General features: G+C 53.3%; 11 protein-coding genes. 3 read left to right on the plus strand and 8 right to left on the minus strand.

The window, feature by feature from the left end:
* Positions 1-20 precede the first annotated feature (20 nt).
* From uvrA to aroG, 4 genes are all read right to left on the minus strand, one after another.
* The gene (gene uvrA, locus FCS97_RS12995; RefSeq protein ID WP_138518856.1) at positions 21-5,672 is read right to left on the minus strand and encodes an excinuclease ABC subunit UvrA; all 5,652 of its coding nucleotides are present in this window, start codon (positions 5,670-5,672) and stop codon (positions 21-23) included.
* A 109-nt stretch (positions 5,673-5,781) separates the two neighbouring features.
* The gene (locus FCS97_RS13000) at positions 5,782-6,429 is read right to left on the minus strand and encodes a hypothetical protein (RefSeq protein WP_138518857.1); all 648 of its coding nucleotides are present in this window, start codon (positions 6,427-6,429) and stop codon (positions 5,782-5,784) included.
* 22 nt (positions 6,430-6,451) lie between these two features.
* A complete protein-coding gene (locus FCS97_RS13005; protein WP_138518858.1) occupies positions 6,452-6,856 on the minus strand; it encodes a hypothetical protein in 405 nt (134 codons plus the stop codon).
* Positions 6,857-7,029: 173 nt separating this feature from the next.
* The gene (gene aroG / locus FCS97_RS13010) at positions 7,030-8,094 is read right to left on the minus strand and encodes a 3-deoxy-7-phosphoheptulonate synthase AroG (protein ID WP_138518859.1); all 1,065 of its coding nucleotides are present in this window, start codon (positions 8,092-8,094) and stop codon (positions 7,030-7,032) included.
* Positions 8,095-8,123: 29 nt separating this feature from the next.
* On the opposite strand from aroG, the gene FCS97_RS16620 reads away from it, so the two are divergent.
* Together FCS97_RS16620 and FCS97_RS13020 are read left to right on the plus strand one after the other, a co-directional pair.
* Complete coding sequence (locus FCS97_RS16620; RefSeq protein ID WP_138518860.1) at positions 8,124-8,399, plus strand: hypothetical protein; 276 nt, start codon at positions 8,124-8,126, stop codon at positions 8,397-8,399.
* A gap of 57 nt (positions 8,400-8,456) precedes the next feature.
* Entirely contained in the window at positions 8,457-9,047 is a 591-nt protein-coding gene (locus FCS97_RS13020; protein ID WP_138518861.1) for a hypothetical protein, read from the plus strand.
* A gap of 1 nt (position 9,048) precedes the next feature.
* Here FCS97_RS13020 and tldD read toward each other — a convergent pair whose 3' ends face one another.
* The 3 genes from tldD to FCS97_RS13035 are packed head-to-tail and all read right to left on the minus strand — an operon-like array spanning position 9,049 to position 15,383.
* The gene (gene tldD, locus FCS97_RS13025) at positions 9,049-10,518 is read right to left on the minus strand and encodes a metalloprotease TldD (RefSeq protein ID WP_138518862.1); all 1,470 of its coding nucleotides are present in this window, start codon (positions 10,516-10,518) and stop codon (positions 9,049-9,051) included.
* A 10-nt stretch (positions 10,519-10,528) separates the two neighbouring features.
* Complete coding sequence (locus tag FCS97_RS13030; protein WP_138518863.1) at positions 10,529-11,335, minus strand: carbon-nitrogen hydrolase family protein; 807 nt, start codon at positions 11,333-11,335, stop codon at positions 10,529-10,531.
* Between the two features lies 1 nt (position 11,336).
* On the minus strand, positions 11,337-15,383 hold the full coding sequence (locus tag FCS97_RS13035; protein WP_138518864.1) for a YhdP family protein: 4,047 nt from the start codon (positions 15,381-15,383) through the stop codon (positions 11,337-11,339).
* A gap of 75 nt (positions 15,384-15,458) precedes the next feature.
* On the opposite strand from FCS97_RS13035, the gene glnE reads away from it, so the two are divergent.
* Positions 15,459-18,173 (plus strand): bifunctional [glutamate--ammonia ligase]-adenylyl-L-tyrosine phosphorylase/[glutamate--ammonia-ligase] adenylyltransferase, encoded by a 2,715-nt coding sequence (gene glnE, locus FCS97_RS13040; RefSeq protein WP_138518865.1) that lies wholly within the window; start codon positions 15,459-15,461, stop codon positions 18,171-18,173.
* A gap of 107 nt (positions 18,174-18,280) precedes the next feature.
* Here glnE and FCS97_RS13045 read toward each other — a convergent pair whose 3' ends face one another.
* Positions 18,281-18,763, minus strand: coding sequence for a hypothetical protein (locus FCS97_RS13045; RefSeq protein ID WP_212746489.1), 483 nt, complete (start codon positions 18,761-18,763; stop codon positions 18,281-18,283).
* Positions 18,764-18,929: the final 166 nt, after the last annotated feature.

Genomic DNA, 18,929 nt, shown 5'->3' on the forward strand with positions numbered 1-18,929 from the left:
CTGAAAAACTCGCAATCCAATCATGGATTGCGAGTCGCTCGACTGGCGTAAAACTGCACCAAGGCCTTCGCGGTATGCCTCACCTTTTTTCCTTTCTCCTTGGCCATGTTTTGTGGGCTGCCCTGTGCCACAAGCTGCCCACCGCCAATGCCAGCCTCGGGGCCCATGTCGATTACCCAATCCGCTTGGGCAATCAAATCCAGGTCGTGTTCAATCACCACCACGGTGTGGCCTGCATCGACCAAACGATGCAACACAGCGATCAGCTTTTCCACATCGTTCATGTGCAAACCAACCGTGGGTTCATCCAGCACATACAAAGTGGGTGGGCTCATTTGCACACCCGCCTTGTTTTCGCGCACCTTCACCAGTTCGGTTACCAGTTTGATTCGCTGAGCCTCGCCGCCACTCAAGGTTGGGCTGGGTTGGCCGATGGTGAGGTAACCCAAGCCGACGTCGTTCAGCAAGTTCAGCGCTTGTGCAATCGCTGGGTGGGCTTCAAAAAATGGAGCGGCTTCTGAACAGCTCATGTTCAGAATTTCCGCAGCAGTTTTGTCGCGCCAAGTCACCTGTAGGGTTTCCGGGTTGAATCGTTTGCCGCGACAGGCCTCGCACACCACTTTCACATCGGGCAAGAAGTTCATTTCAATGGTTTGCATGCCTTGACCATCGCACACTGGGCAACGACCGGGCCCTGCATTGAAACTGAAGCGGTTGGCTGCAAAGCCGCGCATGCGGGCCTCAATGGTATCGGCCAGCACATTGCGTATACGGTTCCAAAAGCCAATGTAAGTGGCCGGGCAACTGCGCGGAGTTTTACCAATCGGGGTTTGGTCCACTTCCAAGACGCGAGCCACTTGTTCGGCGCCTTCAATCGATTCACAAGCAAACCAGTTGTGAACCGGCTTGCCTTTCTTGTTCTGATTGGCCACGTATTGGCGCATATTGGCCAACAGAATGTCTCGCGCCAGTGTCGATTTTCCGCTACCAGACACACCGGTAATGGCCACCAAACGGCCCAGTGGAATATCCACATTCAAACCGGTGATGTTGTGGAGTTTCGCGCCCTTGATTTTTAGCCGTGCAGTGTCTTGATCAACTGCCCGCTTGGGGCTTGCAAGATGTGGAATCGGGCTTTTCAAATAGCGGCCTGTCAACGAATTTTTATCCGCTGTCACTTCGCCCACGGTGCCTTGGGAAATAATTTCACCACCCAGCTTACCGGCCCCTGGGCCTATATCCACCAAGCGGTCAGCACGGTTCATTGTGTCAATGTCGTGCTCAACGATGACCAAGGTATTGCCCTTGGCGCGCAGTTCTTCAAGTGCATCCAGCAGGCGGTGATTGTCGCGAGTGTGCAAGCCAATCGTGGGTTCATCCAGCACATAGCACACGCCACGCAAGTTGGTGCCCAGCTGCGAAGCCAAACGAATGCGCTGTGCTTCACCACCACTCAGGGTGGGAGCGCTTCGATTCAGGTGCAGGTAATCCAGCCCAACCTGTTTCAGAAATTTCAAACGCCCGGCCATTTCAATGCGAATGTCTTTGGCAATTGCGGTTTCACGTTCATCCAGCTCAAGCTGGTCCACCCATTGCAGGGCGTCGCTCACGGTTTGGTCGGCCAATTCAGCAATATTGCTGTTCTTGAATTTCACGGCCAGCGCGGTGGGGTTCAAGCGTTGGCCATTGCATGACCCACACACCATGCTTTCGCGAAGGTAAGTTCCCTCATCATTCTCGGCACCGTCTTCCGCACTTTTGTCTTGTTCAGAAAGCCACTTGCCTTCTTCACCCGTGGTTTCAGCATCGAAGCCTTCCACTTCCTCGCCCACCCCGAAGCAACTGGAACACCAGCCGTGTTTGCTGTTGTAGCTGAAAAGGCGCGGATCAAGTTCCGGAAAACTGCGCGCGCAGCTTGGGCAGGCACGCTTGGTTGAATAAAAGCGTATGGAAGGTGTTTCGCCCTTCTTGCCCAGCGCTTCCACCATCACCGTGCCTTTGCCGTATTCAAGGGCAAGTGCCAACCCCTCACGCAATTCTTTCTCGCCCTTGGCTTGAATGCTCAAGGTTTTCACCGGCAATTCAATGTGGTGCTCCTGATAACGGGCCAGCTTGGGCCAAGGGTTGGTGGGCAGATATTCCCCGTCCACCCGCAGGCGTTCATAACCGCGGTCCACAGCCCATTTTGCAATCTCGTTGTAAATGCCTTTGCGCCCCTGCACCAGTGGTGCAAGCAAAGTAATTTCCTGCCCTTTGTAATGCTGCATGATTTGCGCCAGCATGCTGTCCATGCTTTGCGGGGCAATGGGCACTTCGCAAGTGGGGCAATGCTGAATGCCCAGCTTCACAAACATAAGGCGCAGGAAGTGATACACCTCGGTTACTGTAGCCACCGTACTTTTTCGACCGCCACGGCTAGTGCGCTGCTCAATGGCCACTGTGGGTGGAATACCAAAAATAGCATCCACATCGGGCTTGGCAGCAGGTTGCACAAATTGGCGCGCGTAGGCATTCAAACTTTCAAGGTAACGGCGCTGACCTTCAGAAAACAAAATGTCGAAAGCCAGCGTGGATTTTCCGCTGCCAGAAGGCCCGGTAATCACAGTCATCTTTTCGCGTGGAATGGTCAGGCTGACATTCTTCAGGTTGTGCTCACGGGCATGCAGAATTTCAATGCCATCGGTCAAACCACGTTTGGTGTGTACATTGTTCAACCCGTACAACGCGGCGGCTTCGGCCACCATGCAGTCGCCACTGCCTTTATTCAAATCAGCTGCATCCAGCAAATTGGTTTGCGCAAGGTATTGCTTGATTGCAACGCCGGTGTGGCTGGTTTTGTGTTTCGCAAGTTGCTCGGGCGTGCCTTGGGCCACCAGGTCACCGCCGTACTCGCCGGCTTCCGGACCCAAGTCGATCAGCCAGTCGGCTGCACAAATGACATCCAGGTTGTGTTCAACAATCAACACACTGTGCCCTGCTTCCTGCAAGAGGCGCAGTGAACGCATCAGCTTGGCCACGTCGTCAAAATGCAAACCTGTGGTGGGTTCATCGAACACAAACAAGTCGCCACGCTTAGCAACCTTCTGGCCGCTTGCAGTGGGCTTCAAATTCGCCAGAAATCCAGCCAGTTTCAGCCGCTGCGCTTCACCACCACTTAGCGTGGGCACAGGCTGACCCAAGCGCAAATAATTTAAACCCACCTGGGCCAGCGGTTGCAGGGTTTTCAACAAGGCGGTGTCTTTCTCGAACAAGTCCAGTGCCTGGTCCACCGTCAGTTCAAGCACTTGCGCCATGTTCAACACCTGGCCTTTTCGCTCAAGCGTGACTTCCAGCGCTTCCGGGCGATAGCGTGTGCCATTGCATTCACCGCAACGCAAATACACATCGCTCAAGAACTGCATTTCAACATGTTCAAAACCATTGCCACCACACATGGGGCAGCGGCCATCGCCACTGTTAAAGCTGAAAAAACCGGGTTTGTAATCTCGTTCGACTGCAATTTTTGTTTTGGAAAACAGCTTGCGCAATTCGTCGAATGCACCCACATAACTGGCCGGGTTGCTTCGTGTGGTTTTGCCAATCGGGCTTTGATCCACAAAGGCCAGTTGCGCAATGTGCTCAACACCGTCCAAAGAATCAAACTCACCCGGTGCTTCAGTGGGCTCGCCCTTGATTTTTTTAATCGCAGGCACCAGCACGTCTTGCACCAAAGTGCTTTTGCCTGAACCAGACACACCTGTGAGCACCACCAGCCTGTTCAATGGCAATTTGAAATCAATGTTCTGCAGGTTGTTGGCGCGCACGCCGGTCAGCACGATGTGTTCTTTCGAATCACCCAGTGGTTTACTCGCATCCACCACCTTCAATTCGCCTTTCAAATAACGCGCTGTGAGCGAATTCGATTTTTCAATTTTTGAAGGCGCCCCATCAAATACAATGTTGCCGCCAGCTTCTCCGGGGCCAGGGCCAATGTCCACCAGCCGGTCAGCCTGGTTCATCAGTTGTGGATCGTGCTCAACCACCACCAAGGTGTTGCCTGCCTCTTTCAAGCGCTGCATGGCTTGGGCCACGCGCGCGATATCACGCGGGTGCAGGCCAACCGAGGGTTCGTCCAGTACAAACAAAGTATTCACCAGCGAACTGCCCAGCGCAGTGGTCAAATTAATTCGCTGTACTTCACCGCCACTGAGGGTTCGGCTTTGCCTGTCCAGCGTCAAGTAGCCCAAACCCACTTGAATGAGAAAACCCAGGCGCGTGCGAATTTCCTGCAACACCAAATCGCTGGCTTCATCAAGTGCGCCGGGCAGTTGCAGATTCTTGAACAACTGCGCCACCTTCAGCAATGGCATTTGCATGATTTCATGAATGCTGTGTTTGCCGGAATCGCTAGGCAACTTCCACAACAGCGAATCAGGCTTCAGGCGTGCGCCACCGCAATCGCCACAGGGGGTGTAACTGCGGTATTTGCTCAGCATCACCCGCACATGCATTTTGTAGGTGCGGCTTTCAAGCCATTCAAAATATCGGGCCACGCCGTAGAACAAGTGGCCGTCCCAATTGCCGTCAAAATTCGCGTCGCCCTCAATCACCCACAACTTGTGTTCTTCGGGCAAATGCTTGTAAGCAATGTCGGTGGCAATGCCACGCTTCTTGGCAAATTTCACCAAATCTTTCTGGCAGCTTTTGAAACTTTCCGTGGTCCAGGGTTTTACGGCGCCCTCTTCCAGCGATTTATTTTCGTCGGGAATCACCAAACCATAATCAATGCCGATCACGCGTCCAAATCCACGGCAGGTGTCGCAGGCTCCAAGGGGAGAATTGAAGCTGAAATGGCTGGGCAGCGGGCTTGAATAATCCAGGTCGCAAGTGGCGCAATGCAAGCCGTCGGAATAGCGCCAAGGCTCCTGTTCCGCACCGTTTTCTTCAGGCAGGGCAAACACATTCACCTTGCCCTTGCCCCGGTGCAAAGCGCTGGCCACAGCGTCGCTAAAGCGGCTTTCCTCAACCCCGGCCACACGGAAACGGTCTTGCACCACATCCAGCAGCTTTTCAACCACGCTGCGACCTTTTTTAATCGGTGTTTCACGATGAATTCGGGCGTAGCCTTGGGCGCTTAAAAAGTCTTCAATTTCTTGGGCTGTGAATTTTGCAGGCACGCGCACGGGAAAAGTAACAACAAGGCGTGGGTCGTTCTGTGCAGCCGCTCTGTCCAGTATCGATTGCTTGATGGTGGCCACGGTGTCTTCACGCACCCACTGGCCGCACTGGCGGCAATGCAGGTGCGCGGCGCGGGCATAAATCAACTTCAGGTGGTCGTTGATTTCAGTCATGGTGCCCACGGTGCTGCGGGAGGTGCGCACCGGGTTGGCCTGGTCAATTGCAATGGCAGGCAGCACGCCTTCAATGCTGTCTACATCGGGCTTGTCCATGCGGTCCAGAAACTGGCGCGCATAGGGCGAAAAGGTTTCAACGTAGCGGCGCTGGCCTTCAGCATACAGGGTGTCGAATACCAACGAACTTTTACCACTGCCAGAAACCCCGGTGAATACGGTGATTTCACCGGTTTTAATGTCGATGTCAACGTTTTTCAGGTTGTGCTGGCGGGCACCCTTAATCCGAATTACATTGCCAAGGTATTGAGAGTTCTGGCTTTTTTTTACTTTGGTCGTCATGGGGGTGCCTGCGGGGTAAAACGGTTGCTACAGGACTTTAATTGTACTGGGGGAGACGGGCTTAACGTGGATTAAACCCGCCTGCCTGGCCGAAATTGTAAAAATGGAATCAAAGGCCGCGAGTTGCAGGAGGAACTCGTGTGCGCACGCCAGTTGCTTCAATTTGATCATGCAGGTGCAGGGCTGCAGCTTTGAGCGCATCCACCCTCAGTTCGCCAAGCAACGGCGCGCGCACGCCAGTGCTCATCAAACCCTGAGTGCCTTCCAAAGCATCAACAATGCTACCCAGACTGCGATACTCGGGTGGCAAGGCGCCATGACAAGCGGGGGCTACCTGCCGGGGCAACACCGTGGCGACCAAACTTTCTGCCAAGCGAATGTGCGTCTCGAAAGTGGCGGCCTCTTGTTCAGCCTGCACCAACACTTTGGTAGGCTTACCTTGGTCGGCACGCTTTAAGTCGGGTTTGTAGCTGCGGCTCACCACCGCATCCAGACATCCTTTCAGGTTGTCGGCTTGATCGTAAACAAGCTGACTGCATTCACCCAATTTGCCCAATTTCTCGAGCACCGGGTTGACCACACCGGGTGAAATGGCAAAACGTTTAGATTGCTTTAAATAGTCCTTGGCCAGCGAGTTGACCGATTTGGTCAAGGCATTGGACTCCTTTTTAATGGTTTGAACATCAGAAATGAAACCATCTAGCACGGCAGTGCTATGCCGCAGCTGGGCGTGAAGGGTTGAGGTGGCGTTTTGCATAAGGTTAGCGCTCCCGAGTCATTTAAGGAGCGCTAGGTGGAAAATCATGCAAACATGGTTCCTCAATACAACCGTTCTGCAGCCAGATTACCTCGAAACAGACCTTCTTGATGATTCGAAAGAAATCGACTTCTTGATCAAGGCTTTTGGCTTTTGATGCGAAATCTTTGAGCGTGTCTTTGGCATCACCCAAGAGGTTGATCAAATCTTTAGATTGAATAGAGCCACCCTGTGGGGCAAACAACAAGGTTTTGGATTTACCGGTTGTCGCTGTTACATGCGCTTTCATTTCCCTCGCGGTTTGGGCCAACGCCAAAGCTGCACTGGCCAAGGGAGAAATGTCTCGCTTTAAGTTGCTCAAATTTTGTTTGTTCAAGTTGAATTGTTCAACCACGGGGTTGTTCGTGGAAACAGAACTTGAATACATATTGAATAGTCCACAAAGTTACAGAAGGATAAGTCTGTTAACTCTGCACAATAGAAGTTCAACTTATTGACTCAGCAAAACTCGTTCTGCACAACAAAAATCCCGCTCGGGGTTTTAAACCCGGCGGGATTCTCTGTTCTTAACCAACAATTGACGGCAGCTAAACCCGGATATCAAGCAACCTGTGCAAGCCGGCGTTTGCGCACACCTTGTGCCAGTGTCTCCAGTACTTGATGGCTGTCATCCCAACCGATGCAACCATCCGTAATACTTTGACCATAGGTTAAAGGCTTGCCAGGCTCCAAGTCTTGTCGACCTTCAACCAGATGGCTTTCAACCATTACACCCATGATGCGAGCATCGCCAGCTGCAAGTTGTTCCGCAATGTTTTCACACACGCCCACCTGGTTTTTGGGCACCTTGCTGCTGTTACCGTGGCTTGCATCGATCATGATGCGGGCAGCCAAACCGGCCTTGCCAATATCAGCCGCTGCGGCTTCAACAGAAGCTGCATCGTAGTTGGGGCCTTTGCCACCGCGCAGAATGATGTGGCAGTCTTCGTTGCCAGAGGTACTGACAATTGCACTTCGACCTTCTTTGGTGACACTCAGGAAGTGGTGTGGGTGCTGCGCAGCCTTGATCGCATCCACGGCAATTTTCACATTGCCGTCAGTTCCGTTCTTGAAACCGACCGGGCAGCTCAAACCGCTCGAGAGTTCTCGGTGAATCTGACTTTCGGTGGTGCGGGCACCAATGGCGCCCCAGCTGACCAAATCAGCAATGTACTGTGGGGTGATCATGTCGAGAAATTCAGTACCTGCGGGAAGACCAAGGCTGTTGATGTTCACCAGCACTTCACGCGCCATGCGCAGGCCTTTGTTAATCTCGAAGCTGCCGTCCAGATTGGGGTCGTTGATCAATCCTTTCCAGCCCACCGTGGTGCGTGGTTTCTCGAAATACACGCGCATCACAATTTCAAGGTCTTCTGCGTATTTCTCGCGATAGACCTTCAATTTGTTGGCGTATTCCATGGCAGCTTTCACATCGTGAATGGAGCATGGACCCATGACGACGATCAAGCGATCATCGCCACCGTGCAATATTTTGTGAAGGGCCGAACGGCAACCAGCGACTGTGTCGGCGATTGCAGCGGTGATAGGCACATCTGCGATCAAGGCCGCAGGGGTGGTCAGTTCTTTAATTTCTTTGATTCTCAAGTCGTCTGTTACCGTGTTCATGCCAATTCTCCTGAATGCTGGCGCGCTTTTTGTTCAAAGTGTCGGTTCAAAAAAAAACCGCCAGGAGGTTCAGGCCTGGCGGTTTCGGGATCTGTTTGAACTATGTGTTTTTACGCACAACCCTCTTCCGCCGCTTGCCCAAACCAGGCAAAGAAGCCAAAAAAAGCATAAAAAGAGTGCGCGAAATTCGTGTTCATCTTTTAAATGTAATCAATTCATGGCCGCTGTGCAAGCGCGCTAAGCGAAATTCTAGCAAGCCACAGGTGGATGTGGTTGGCATCCCACTGAAAAACAAGGAACTTTGACAGCGTAAGGTCCACTTAGGCGTTCAATTTCAATACACCAACCGACGAATCATGAGCATGAACGGAATCAACCCAATTCTAATGAACCCATTGAATATTGCCCCTGCACCTCCCCAGGCCCAACAGCGCCCCACCGTGGAAGCGGTCAGGGCCTTAGCCACGCAAATCAGAGCGCAGACCGCAATTTTAATTCCCTTGGTGAACAATATCTGCACATCGTGGATGATGTTGCCACAGGCGCAGGCTGTCGCCGCGTCCGCTTTACAACAACTCAAAAGCACCTTCCTGGAACCCAATGAGGGTCATGCGGACTTTCTTCGCAAACTAGAGAATTGCACTGATGAAGTGCGGCACAACGCCAGAGAGGTTACTCGTTTGGCCATCTCATTGGACAACAACAGCTTCGAGGCGCTGGAGATCGCCAGCCATTTGCTCGAGCAAGGTCCGAGCAACTTGCTGGTGACGACGCCATTGGGACCTTGGTCTTTGTCAAAGCAGAATATTGACACCAACTTGCTTTACAAGCTCACAGGTGATATTGAAGTGCTGCAAGGCCCACAACCCCAGGACCAAAGCAATCTGGCTGCCTTGCATGCGGAATGGGCGCAAGAGGATGATGCAATCGCCCCCTACGCACCCCAACGCTAGTTTACTGAGTACCGCCCATTACCAGCCCGTCAATGCGCAATGTGGGCTGGCCCACACCCACAGGCACGCTTTGCCCTTCTTTGCCACAGGTGCCTACGCCGTCATCCAATGCCATGTCGTTGCCCACCATGGAAATTTTGGTGAGCGAGTCGGGGCCATTGCCGATCAGGGTAGCTCCTTTGAGCGGATAGGTAATCTTGCCGTTTTCAATTTTGTAGGCCAGCGAGGCCGAGAACACAAACTTGCCGCTGGTGATATCAACCTGTCCACCGCCAAAGTTCACGGCATACACACCGTCTTTCACGCTGGCAATAATTTCCTCAGGGGTTTTGTCGCCATTCAACATGTAGGTGTTGGTCATGCGGGGCATGGGCAAGTGGGCAAAACTTTCTCGGCGACCGTTACCAGTCACCGGCATTTTCATCAGGCGCGCATTGGTGATGTCTTGAATGTAGCCCTTCAAAATACCGTCTTCAATCAGCGTTGTGCACTGGGTTTTATTGCCCTCGTCGTCAATATTGAGCGAGCCACGGCGGCTGGCCAAGGTTCCGTCGTCCACAATGGTTACGCCCTTGGCGGCAACGCGCTGGCCGATCATGCCTGAAAACGCACTGCTGCCCTTTCGGTTAAAGTCGCCTTCCAGGCCGTGGCCAATCGCTTCATGCAGCAAAATACCCGGCCAACCCGAGCCCAAAACCACTGTTTGCGTGCCTGCGGGCGCAGGACGGGCTTCCAGATTGATCAAAGCCTGATCGACCGCGGTGTGGGCATGGTGCATTAAAAATGCGTCGTTGAAATGACCAAAATCGTAACGGCCACCCGCGCCAGAGGAACCTGTTTCGCGACGGCCTTTTTGCTCGACCACCACGCTCACATTCACGCGCACCAAGGGGCGCACATCGGCGGCCAGGACACCGTCGCTTCGGGCAACCAGCACCACATCGTACGCACCCACAATATTGGCCATGACCTGTTTCACGCGCTTGTCGCGCTTGCGGGCGAATTGCTCCAGGCGTTTGAGCAGATCCACTTTTTCAGTGGAGGTTAGCGTTGGAATGGGGTTCAGGGGGCTATACAGGGCACGGCTTTCGGCACCCGCAAAACCCTTGCCTGTTTTCAGATTGCGGTTGGCGGTTTTCCCCAGGCTTGCAATTTCACGCACCGATTTTGCGGCTGCCAAAATTGGCTTGAAGGAAATGTCATCAGAGTACGCAAACGCTGTTTTATCACCGCTGACAGCGCGCACGCCCACACCTTGTTCAATGTTGTAGCTGCCCGATTTCACAATGCCTTCGTCCAGCGACCAGCCTTCAATACAACCGTATTGGAAGTACAAATCGGCGAAATCCACCTTGTGGGAGAAAATTTCACCAAAGGCCTTTTGAATGTGGCCCTCATCGATACCATAGGGGGTCCACAACAGGCTTTGAGCGGTGGCCAGGTTGGAAATGGCGGGGTCTACTACTTTCATATTGAATCCTTTAAAGCACGCGGTGCGTAAGCGCGGGCAAGCTGTTTCGCACGTCAACTATCTTAGCAGGGTCAAGCTGACCCAGCACAACCCCCTCGCCTTCTTCCAGCACATTCTCAACCTCGCCCCACGGGTTCACCAACATGGAATGACCCCAGGTGCGGCGTCCGTTCTCGTGCAGGCCGCCTTGGCCGCATGCCAGCACATAACACTGGTTTTCAATCGCGCGGGCGCGCATGAGCACCTCCCAGTGGGCGCGGCCTGTGGTGTAGGTAAATGCTGCAGGCATCACGATTAGGTCAACTTTACCCATGGCGCGGTAAAGCTCGGGAAAACGAAGGTCATAGCAAACGGACAAGCCGATTTTGAAGCCGTCCACATCCGCCACCACTGGCGTGTTTCCCGGCAGCAACACACGAGCCTCATCGTAACTTTCCTGCCCGTTGGCGAAGCAAAACAGGTGAATTTTGTCGTAGCGTGCGGTGCACTCGCCCTGCGGATTGAATACCAGGCTTGTGTTGTACACACGGTCGTCTACCTCACTTGCAATTGGCAATGTGCCGGCGACAATGTGAAGGTTGCGAACTACAGCCTGATCAGCCAAAAATTGCTGAATCGGCCCCCGCCCAAACGGTTCGGCAATGGCCAGCTTGTCCGTGTCTTTGTGGCCCATCAGGCAAAAATATTCAGGCAGCAATACCATGCGTGCGCCTTGCTTGCCCGCCCGGCCGATCAGGCGTTGCGCAATGTCCAGGTTCTGATCAAGGTCTGGCGTTGCAATCATTTGCAGGCTTGCAACGGTCATGGGCTTGCTCATGCTAATTCCTTGTGCTTGGCTCGTTGGTGGGCGGCGTCACCGGGTCGCCCTTGCGCACCCGTTCTATAACCGGGGCTACCCAAGGGCCGCTTACTTTGTATTGAAACGAGAAAATTTTCGACAGCGGGTCTTTCAGTACAAAATCGGCAATCAATGAAGCAATGCCCACTGCCGGGTTGGCTGCAATCACTGAATAAATGAGCGAACCACCCGCAGGATTCAGGTCGGGCAACACCACCACATTCAGGTTCTGGGTTTCGCTTTCAAGGTCCAAAGTGCCGTCCATCAAGACCGTGGCACTGGGACCCGTCATTTTGAAGTTCTGGGTGCTGGCAATGCCTTCTTTCATGGCCACATCAGCTTCCATGGTGTCGTACGCAAAGCCTTCTGAAAACACGTCTTTGAAATCAAGTGTAAAGCGACGTGGCATGCTTTGCAGGGAGAGCACACCCAGTAATTTGGCCACACCGGGATCCGCCTTCAAAAACTGACCCTTGCTGCTTTTCAGCTTGAATTGTCCGCTCAAACTACCGTAGTCAATATTGGTAGGGGCGTCATTCCAGCGCAATCGCCCAAGCAGCGTACCCTCGCCACCCTGGAAAACACCGGCCATGCCAAGTCGGGTCAACAAACCGCCTGCATTTTTTACAGTTTGATCCACTTCAATGTCGGTACGCTGGTTCTTCAGGTTGTCGCCGTACTGCCAAACCCCCTTGGCTCGGGTAATCGATTCCGGGTTTTCAATGCGAAGTTCTTCCAGCTTCCATTCTTTTGGGCGTTGTCCCAATACAGCACGCGCCTGTTCCTCACGGCTTTGATTCACCGCGATCAATTTCAGGCTGCCCAAAACCAAATCATTCAAGGTGAAATTGTCAACTTGTACATCCAATGCAGGAATGCTGGAGGCAGGCTCTTCAACCAAATCGCGTATGTCGCTGTCCAGCGTTTTGGGAATAACCAGGGTTTTAAAACGAGCCAGCACCGCACCATCGGGCCGCTGTTTGTCAGAAATCCAGGACAGGTACCCATCGACACCTTTGGCTTTCACATCGAACTGCCAACGCTTTTCCACGGTACGGGCCGCCACGGACACACCTTCGAATGATTTACTGCCCACATTCAGGCGCTCTGTGCGAATTCCAACTTTCAGCTTCACATTGGCCTCTGGGGTGGGGCCGCCCATCAGTTCGCCCATCAAACCTTTGTTGCCAGACGCGGAAGTAACGTCGTTGTAAATGGTGCGCCACGTGTCCAAATCAATTGCAGGTACCCGAATATCACCTTGTATGCCTGCCGTCGGTGCAGCCAAAGGCGCGCCAATTGCAAACTGCATGGAGTCAATGCCTGCTTGCCCGCCATTGTCCAGAACCGTGGCGCGTACTTGTGCAAGCGGCTTTGTTTCCGGGCCCAAATCGACCAACCAGCGTTCGCCCTTTGCGGAGGCGGTTTGGTTCAACTTGAAAGGCACACGGGCGTCGCCCTTTTTCGCAAAAGGTGCAGGCAACTTCACTTCCAATCCCTGCAACTGGCTGTTCACATCCACTACCACGCCATTCTCGCGAGTCGCCACCACCACTGAATAAGGGGTGCTTCCAGCCAAATAAGGTTCGCTCAAGGGGTTCAGATACTGGGCAAGGCCTTTGGCACGTGCGGTGCCGTTGGCCCGAATTTCCATGCGCCCATTGGCATCGGTTGTGCCTTTGACCACCACGGGGCCGCCCAAGGCCTGCCCCAGCAGTTGCTCGATAAACAAACCCTTGTTGGAAAACTGGATAACCCCGCTGGTGTTGCTGACCACGGGCATGCCGCGCACCACCCGGATGGAATTGCCCTTCAATTGCAAATCGCCCTTGACCTGGGTTTCTTCAGGTTTGGCAATCGGAATTGTCAGGCGCAAATCCAGATTGGCGTTGCCCTCCACCTGGGCGTTGATCAGCGCTTCATTCAGAATTTCCCGCACTGGGCTTTGGTTCACAAAGGCCACCATTTTGCCCAACTCGCCTTGGCCCTGCCCCTTGATTTCAAGCAGTGGCTCCCAGGCATCCAGATTGTCGATGGTGGCTTGAACATCCTTCAGGCCTACCCCCAACGTTTCGGCCTGCTGCGCCTCAATCAACATGCGTTTGCCGATGAAGCTGGCCTTGCCATTCACATTTTGAATGCCTGGCCAACCTGGTGCATAAGTCAGCTCGCCGTCTTCAAAAGGCACCTCAATTTGAAACACACCGGGGTGTTTGGGATCAGCAAAAGGAAAATCGCTTAAGCGGCCAGACAACTCAAACTGACCGTTTTTTGCCATGCCCGCTTTCAGGTTCTCAGTCAGCCATTCCCGTGCACTGGCCCCAACCACCAGCGGCAGGTAATTGGCCACCCGTGCAATGTTGGCCATGGGCAAAGTGCCCTTGATGTTGATGACATCCGATTCATCCCTGCGAAACTGGTAACTGCCGGCCACCTGGGCCTGAAGGTCTGCATTGCTGACCTTCAGTTGCTCCACTGAAAATTCAGCGGGCTGATTGGCGGTGAACACATCTCGCCAAGCGCCCTTGCCTTCAATGGCGTCAAATGCAAGCATTTCTGCAGCAAATATTTCGGGCAGTGAAATTTCAGAATTGCTGCCCGCCAAGGTCCATTCACCTTTGGAATCGCTGCCTTTGAATGTGCCGCTGAGGTTTTTAAAGCCTGTAATTCGCCCGTTCGACTTCGGCGACGGGTCACGATACAACACGGTGAGCTTGCTGAAATCAACATCGGATTTAAATGAAACCGATTCCTCATGCGGCATTTCGCCTGCTGTTCGCCAGTCCAGCGCAACGCGGTTGATTTTCCCGGCCACCTCGAACGATTTCAGGGTTTCTAGCTGCTGAAGCTGCCCCAAGTGCGGCCCCAACTCGAGGACTACCGCATGGGCCTGGGCTGCATCCAGCTGTTGAATTTGAACACCCCAGTCAACACCGTCAGCATTGATTTGCTTTTTGAGCGACAGGTCGGTCGGCCCGAACTGTTTTTGACCGGCAATTTGGCCCTTCAACTGGCGAATTGAAACTGCATTCGGTTCAAACAAGGCATGCTCGCCTTGCACTTCGATCAAGGCGCTGGTGTTGGTCATGTCAAAAGGTGTGGCATCAATCTCGGGATTGGAAAAACGCAACGTGCCCACGCGTGCATCCAGCAGCGAGCGCTGTACCAGCCCGTCTGCGAAATCAATCCACAGCTTTCCTTGTGGCTGGGTCAAGTCCACATCCAGACCAAATGTTTTGAATACCGATTCCAGCGGTTCGGTTTGGTCAACCAGCGCATTCAGGTAAAAACTGCCTTTCCACTTGGAAAAATCGCCCAACTGGCGTTCTAGCAAAGGTGTTCTGAAATCCAGACGAGCATTCACCGGTGTTTGGGCCAGCACAGGCAGCTTGAATGTTAGGCCGGCTTGATGGCGGCTCAAACCGTTTTCGATAAGCAGTTCAGTTTCAATCGCTTGCGCCTCCGGAAATTGCCCCATGGCATCCTTCCAGTTCAAGACGCCATTTTTCAGCAATACCCGTTGTTGGGCCAACAGCCAGTCCAGGCCGGGATTGCCCTTGCTGCCATCGTCCAGCATGGGAATACCGGCCACTTCAAAAACCCCTTGGGAATTGCGCTCCACACTCAGATGTGGTGCCTGAATTTCCAGGTTTTTCAGGCGGGGATTGAATGCAAGAATACTGGGCAAGGACCAGGTGAGGTGAACCCGATCCGCGGTGAAGCCAGGCTCGCCACTGGTATTTGGCAAACGAACGTTTTGAACCTCCAACAAGGGGCCAAAACCTCGCCAACTGGCTTGAATTTCACCAATTTCAAGCGAGGTGCCGGTTTGGGTTTGCAAGTACTGCTGAATTTCAGGGCGATAGCGGTCAATTTCGGGCAGCACCAGCCATTTGATCGCCAACAAAGCCACGCACAGTGGGGTGTACACCGCAATCAACACCCAAAACAGCACCGCCCCTGCACGCCGAAGCGCGAGGTTGCCTTTGACTTGTTGCACCAGTGCCTGGTTTGTTCCTTCCTGCAAGAAATACCGCCCGAATAATCGTCAACACCTGTAGTACGCTATTGTAGAACCAAGCTTCCCTTTATTACGACACGCATGAACGACCCACTGGATTTCTATCATCAGGTTTGGCCCAACCACTCCGACTATGCCAAACGCTGGCTCAACCGCTTTCCGGAATGGAACAGCACCGAGCGGGATGAAGACCATCTGATGAACTGCATTGAAAGCTGGCTGGAAAAAGCACGGGAGTTAAGCGATGAAAAGGCCCTGATGGCCGAACTTCGTTTGGTTCGACAACGCAGCATGATTGAGATCATGCGCCGTGACCTGCAAGGCAAGGTTGATTTGTTCGAAGTAACCGAGGCTTTGTCCTTCCTGGCCGATGCGGCAGTGCAAATTGCCCTGAAATTCAGCCACAAGTTACAAGCCGAGCGTTTTGGTGAACCGGCCGATGGCGACTGCATGATGGTGGTGGGCATGGGAAAGTTGGGCGGGCTTGAGCTGAACGCCTCCAGCGACATCGACCTGATCTTCCTGTACAACCAGAATGGAGAGACACTGGGTGGCCCTACTGGCAAAACACAGTCGCACGCTGAATTCTTTTCGCAAGTGGGCAAACGGGTCATCAAGATGATTTCTGAAGTGACCGACGAAGGCTTCGTGTTCCGGGTCGACATGCGCCTTCGCCCAAACGGCGATTCAGGCCCACTGGTGGTGAGCCTTGACATGCTGGAAGAATATTTTGTGGTGCAAGGCCGCGAGTGGGAGCGCTATGCCTGGATCAAGGCCCGTGTGGTGAACTGGGCAGTTGACCCTGCACAAGACGCGGCCTTTCAGCAAAGCCTGGACAATCTAAACAACATTGTTCGGCCTTTTGTGTTTCGAAAATACCTGGACTTCGGTTCAATCCGTGCCTTGCGTGCGCTGCATGTACAAATTCGCAATGAAGTGAACAAACGGGAAAGTCAGCACCCGGGCTCGGTGCATGTGAAACTCGGGCGTGGTGGCATTCGCGAAATTGAGTTCACGGCGCAGGCTTTTCAACTGATTCGCGGCGGCCGCGAGCCCAAGCTGCAACTGCGGCGCACGGTCGATGTCCTGGAAGTGTGTGTGGAACTGGGGCTGATTACCAAAGACGACCATGACAAAATGGTGGCCGCCTATCGCTTTTTGCGCAACCTTGAACACCGGCTGCAGTATGTGGACGATGCGCAAACCCACCGCCTGCCCGCCAGCCCCACCGAGGTGCTGCGCATTGCAAGATCCATGGGATTTCAAGACCCGGGCAATTTCATGAAGGCCCTGAACCGCCACATGGATTACGTGGCCAGCCACTTTGACGTGGTGTTTGGCGACAAACAGGAAGACGAAGAAACCCCCAGTCTGGAACTGCCTTGGGCAGACACGTTGACCCAGGGATTTACCAACCCCAAAGCAGCACAAGACCGTTACCAGCATTTGATTGAATCAAGCAGATACCAGGCCCTGCCCAGCGCGCACCGGGAGCGGGTTGACCGCCTGATGCCCACTTTGCTGGCCGCTGCAAGTGCCTCTTCGGCACCAGACTCCTGCTGGCGCTATTGCTGCGACCTGATTGAAACCGTGTCGCGGCGGGGCGCTTATTTAAGCCTTCTGGACGAATACCCGATTGCACGCATGCGGGTCAGCCGCATGCTTGCCGCAAGCCCATGGGCTGCGAATTTTTTGATCAAACACCCACTGCTGCTGGATGAACTGCTGGACAGCCGAACCCTGTTAACTCCCCCTGATTTCGAGCAATGGAAACAGCAACTTCGTGAACTGCTGGACCAAGCCAAATTGCCTGACGGGCAAGCCGATCTTGAACGGCAAATGGACCTGATTCGCGAACAGCATCATGCACAATTGTTCAGGGTGCTCACCCAAGACCTTGAAAACCTGCTGACGGTTGAACATGTTTCCGATCTGTTGTCGGAATTGGCCGATTGCACACTTGAAGTTATTCTGGAACGAGCTTGGGATCAGCTGCCCAAACGACACAGGGCACAACCACGCTTTGCAGTAGTGGCCTATGGCAAGCATGGTGGCAAAGAGTTGGGCTATTCCTCCGACCTCGACCTTATTTTTCTGTTCGAAGACGAAGATGACCGCGCACCCGACTTGTATGCCCAATTGGCCAAGCGCATGAACCGCTGGCTCACCACGCAAACCGCAGCAGGCACTTTGTTTGAAACTGATTTTCGTCTGCGCCCCAACGGCGAGGCAGGTTTGCTGGTCAGCAGCGTGGAATCGTTTGAAGACTACCAGCGCCGTGAGGGTGGAGTGGGTGCCTGGTTTTGGGAACACCAGGCCCTGACCCGGGCGCGTTTCTGTGTGGGCGATGTTGAAATCGGAAAAAAATTCGAGACACTTCGCGAAGAAATTTTACAGCTGCCCCGCGACTGGAATGATGTGAAAAAAGAGGTGATCGCCATGCGCCAAAAAATGCTGGAAGGGCATCCCAACCACTCCGAACTGTTTGACGTCAAACACGACTTGGGTGGCATGGTGGATGTGGAGTTCATGGTGCAGGCATTGGTGCTGGGCTATGCGAGCAAACACCCGGAACTGACAAAGAACAAAGGCAATATTGCCTTGCTGAAAAAGGCAGGAGAACTGGGCTTGGTACCCGCAGACCTGGCCAATTACGTGGCGGATGCTTACCGGCAATTGCGGGCCAAACAGCATGCCTTGCGCCTGGCCGGGCATGACAAATCACGCACCAGCGACCCCGCGCTGATGGTGATGCGAAAACCCATTCGGAAGCTATGGGAAACTTTGTTGGGGTGACGTTTCTATCTACACAGAAAGCCAAGATTTTTTTGTTCAGTTACTCATCTGTTTGCACAATGAGGTATCTGAACTTACAGGCATGAAACACTGAAAACTCGAGATTTTCAAGTCCGCTCAAGCAGATCAATAAGACGCAAATAACTCGGGTCAGAGGTCAGGTCAGGCTTAGTTTCTGAAATTAATGCAAGAACTTTCGGTAACTCATACGCAAGGGGGCCGAGCGTATCTGGCGTAATTCTGTTCATTAAGTCCAAAGTCTTTTCCGGAAACAAGACTGTGATCGGTTGCTCGCCAGCGGTCTCGCGTATAAAACGATAGAGTGAATGATTATTTGTCTCCAAGGGCACCAGGAATTTTTTCACCGCCTCATAGACACTTGGAAAATTCACCCCTGTCTCGCCAAGTAAACTAACCCAAGCACCAGTGACTGCCATAGTCCTGTATTGCCGCTCTCTTGGCCAATCTTCTTCAATCAATGGGATGACGTGTTTATTCCAGTCATTTTCCTCGTGACGTCCCACCCCGCTCAGCCAGAAGATAAATTGATTCCGGGTACTTTCCGACATTGCCCGAAGAATTGAACGCATTTCGCTGCAGGACAAACCGTAAGATTTATCCCAAGCAAATGACCTGCCCGGGAATTTCCTACCACTGAGAACTTAACTTTCTGGTCTCAGTTGATAAATCGTTTTGCAATCCTGCCACGAACTCATTCGGGGTCAGGTAGTTCAAACTGGAGTGCGGTCTGACCGC

The organism is Limnobacter alexandrii, from assembly GCF_005871185.1.
Taxonomy (GTDB): domain Bacteria; phylum Pseudomonadota; class Gammaproteobacteria; order Burkholderiales; family Burkholderiaceae_B; genus Limnobacter; species Limnobacter alexandrii.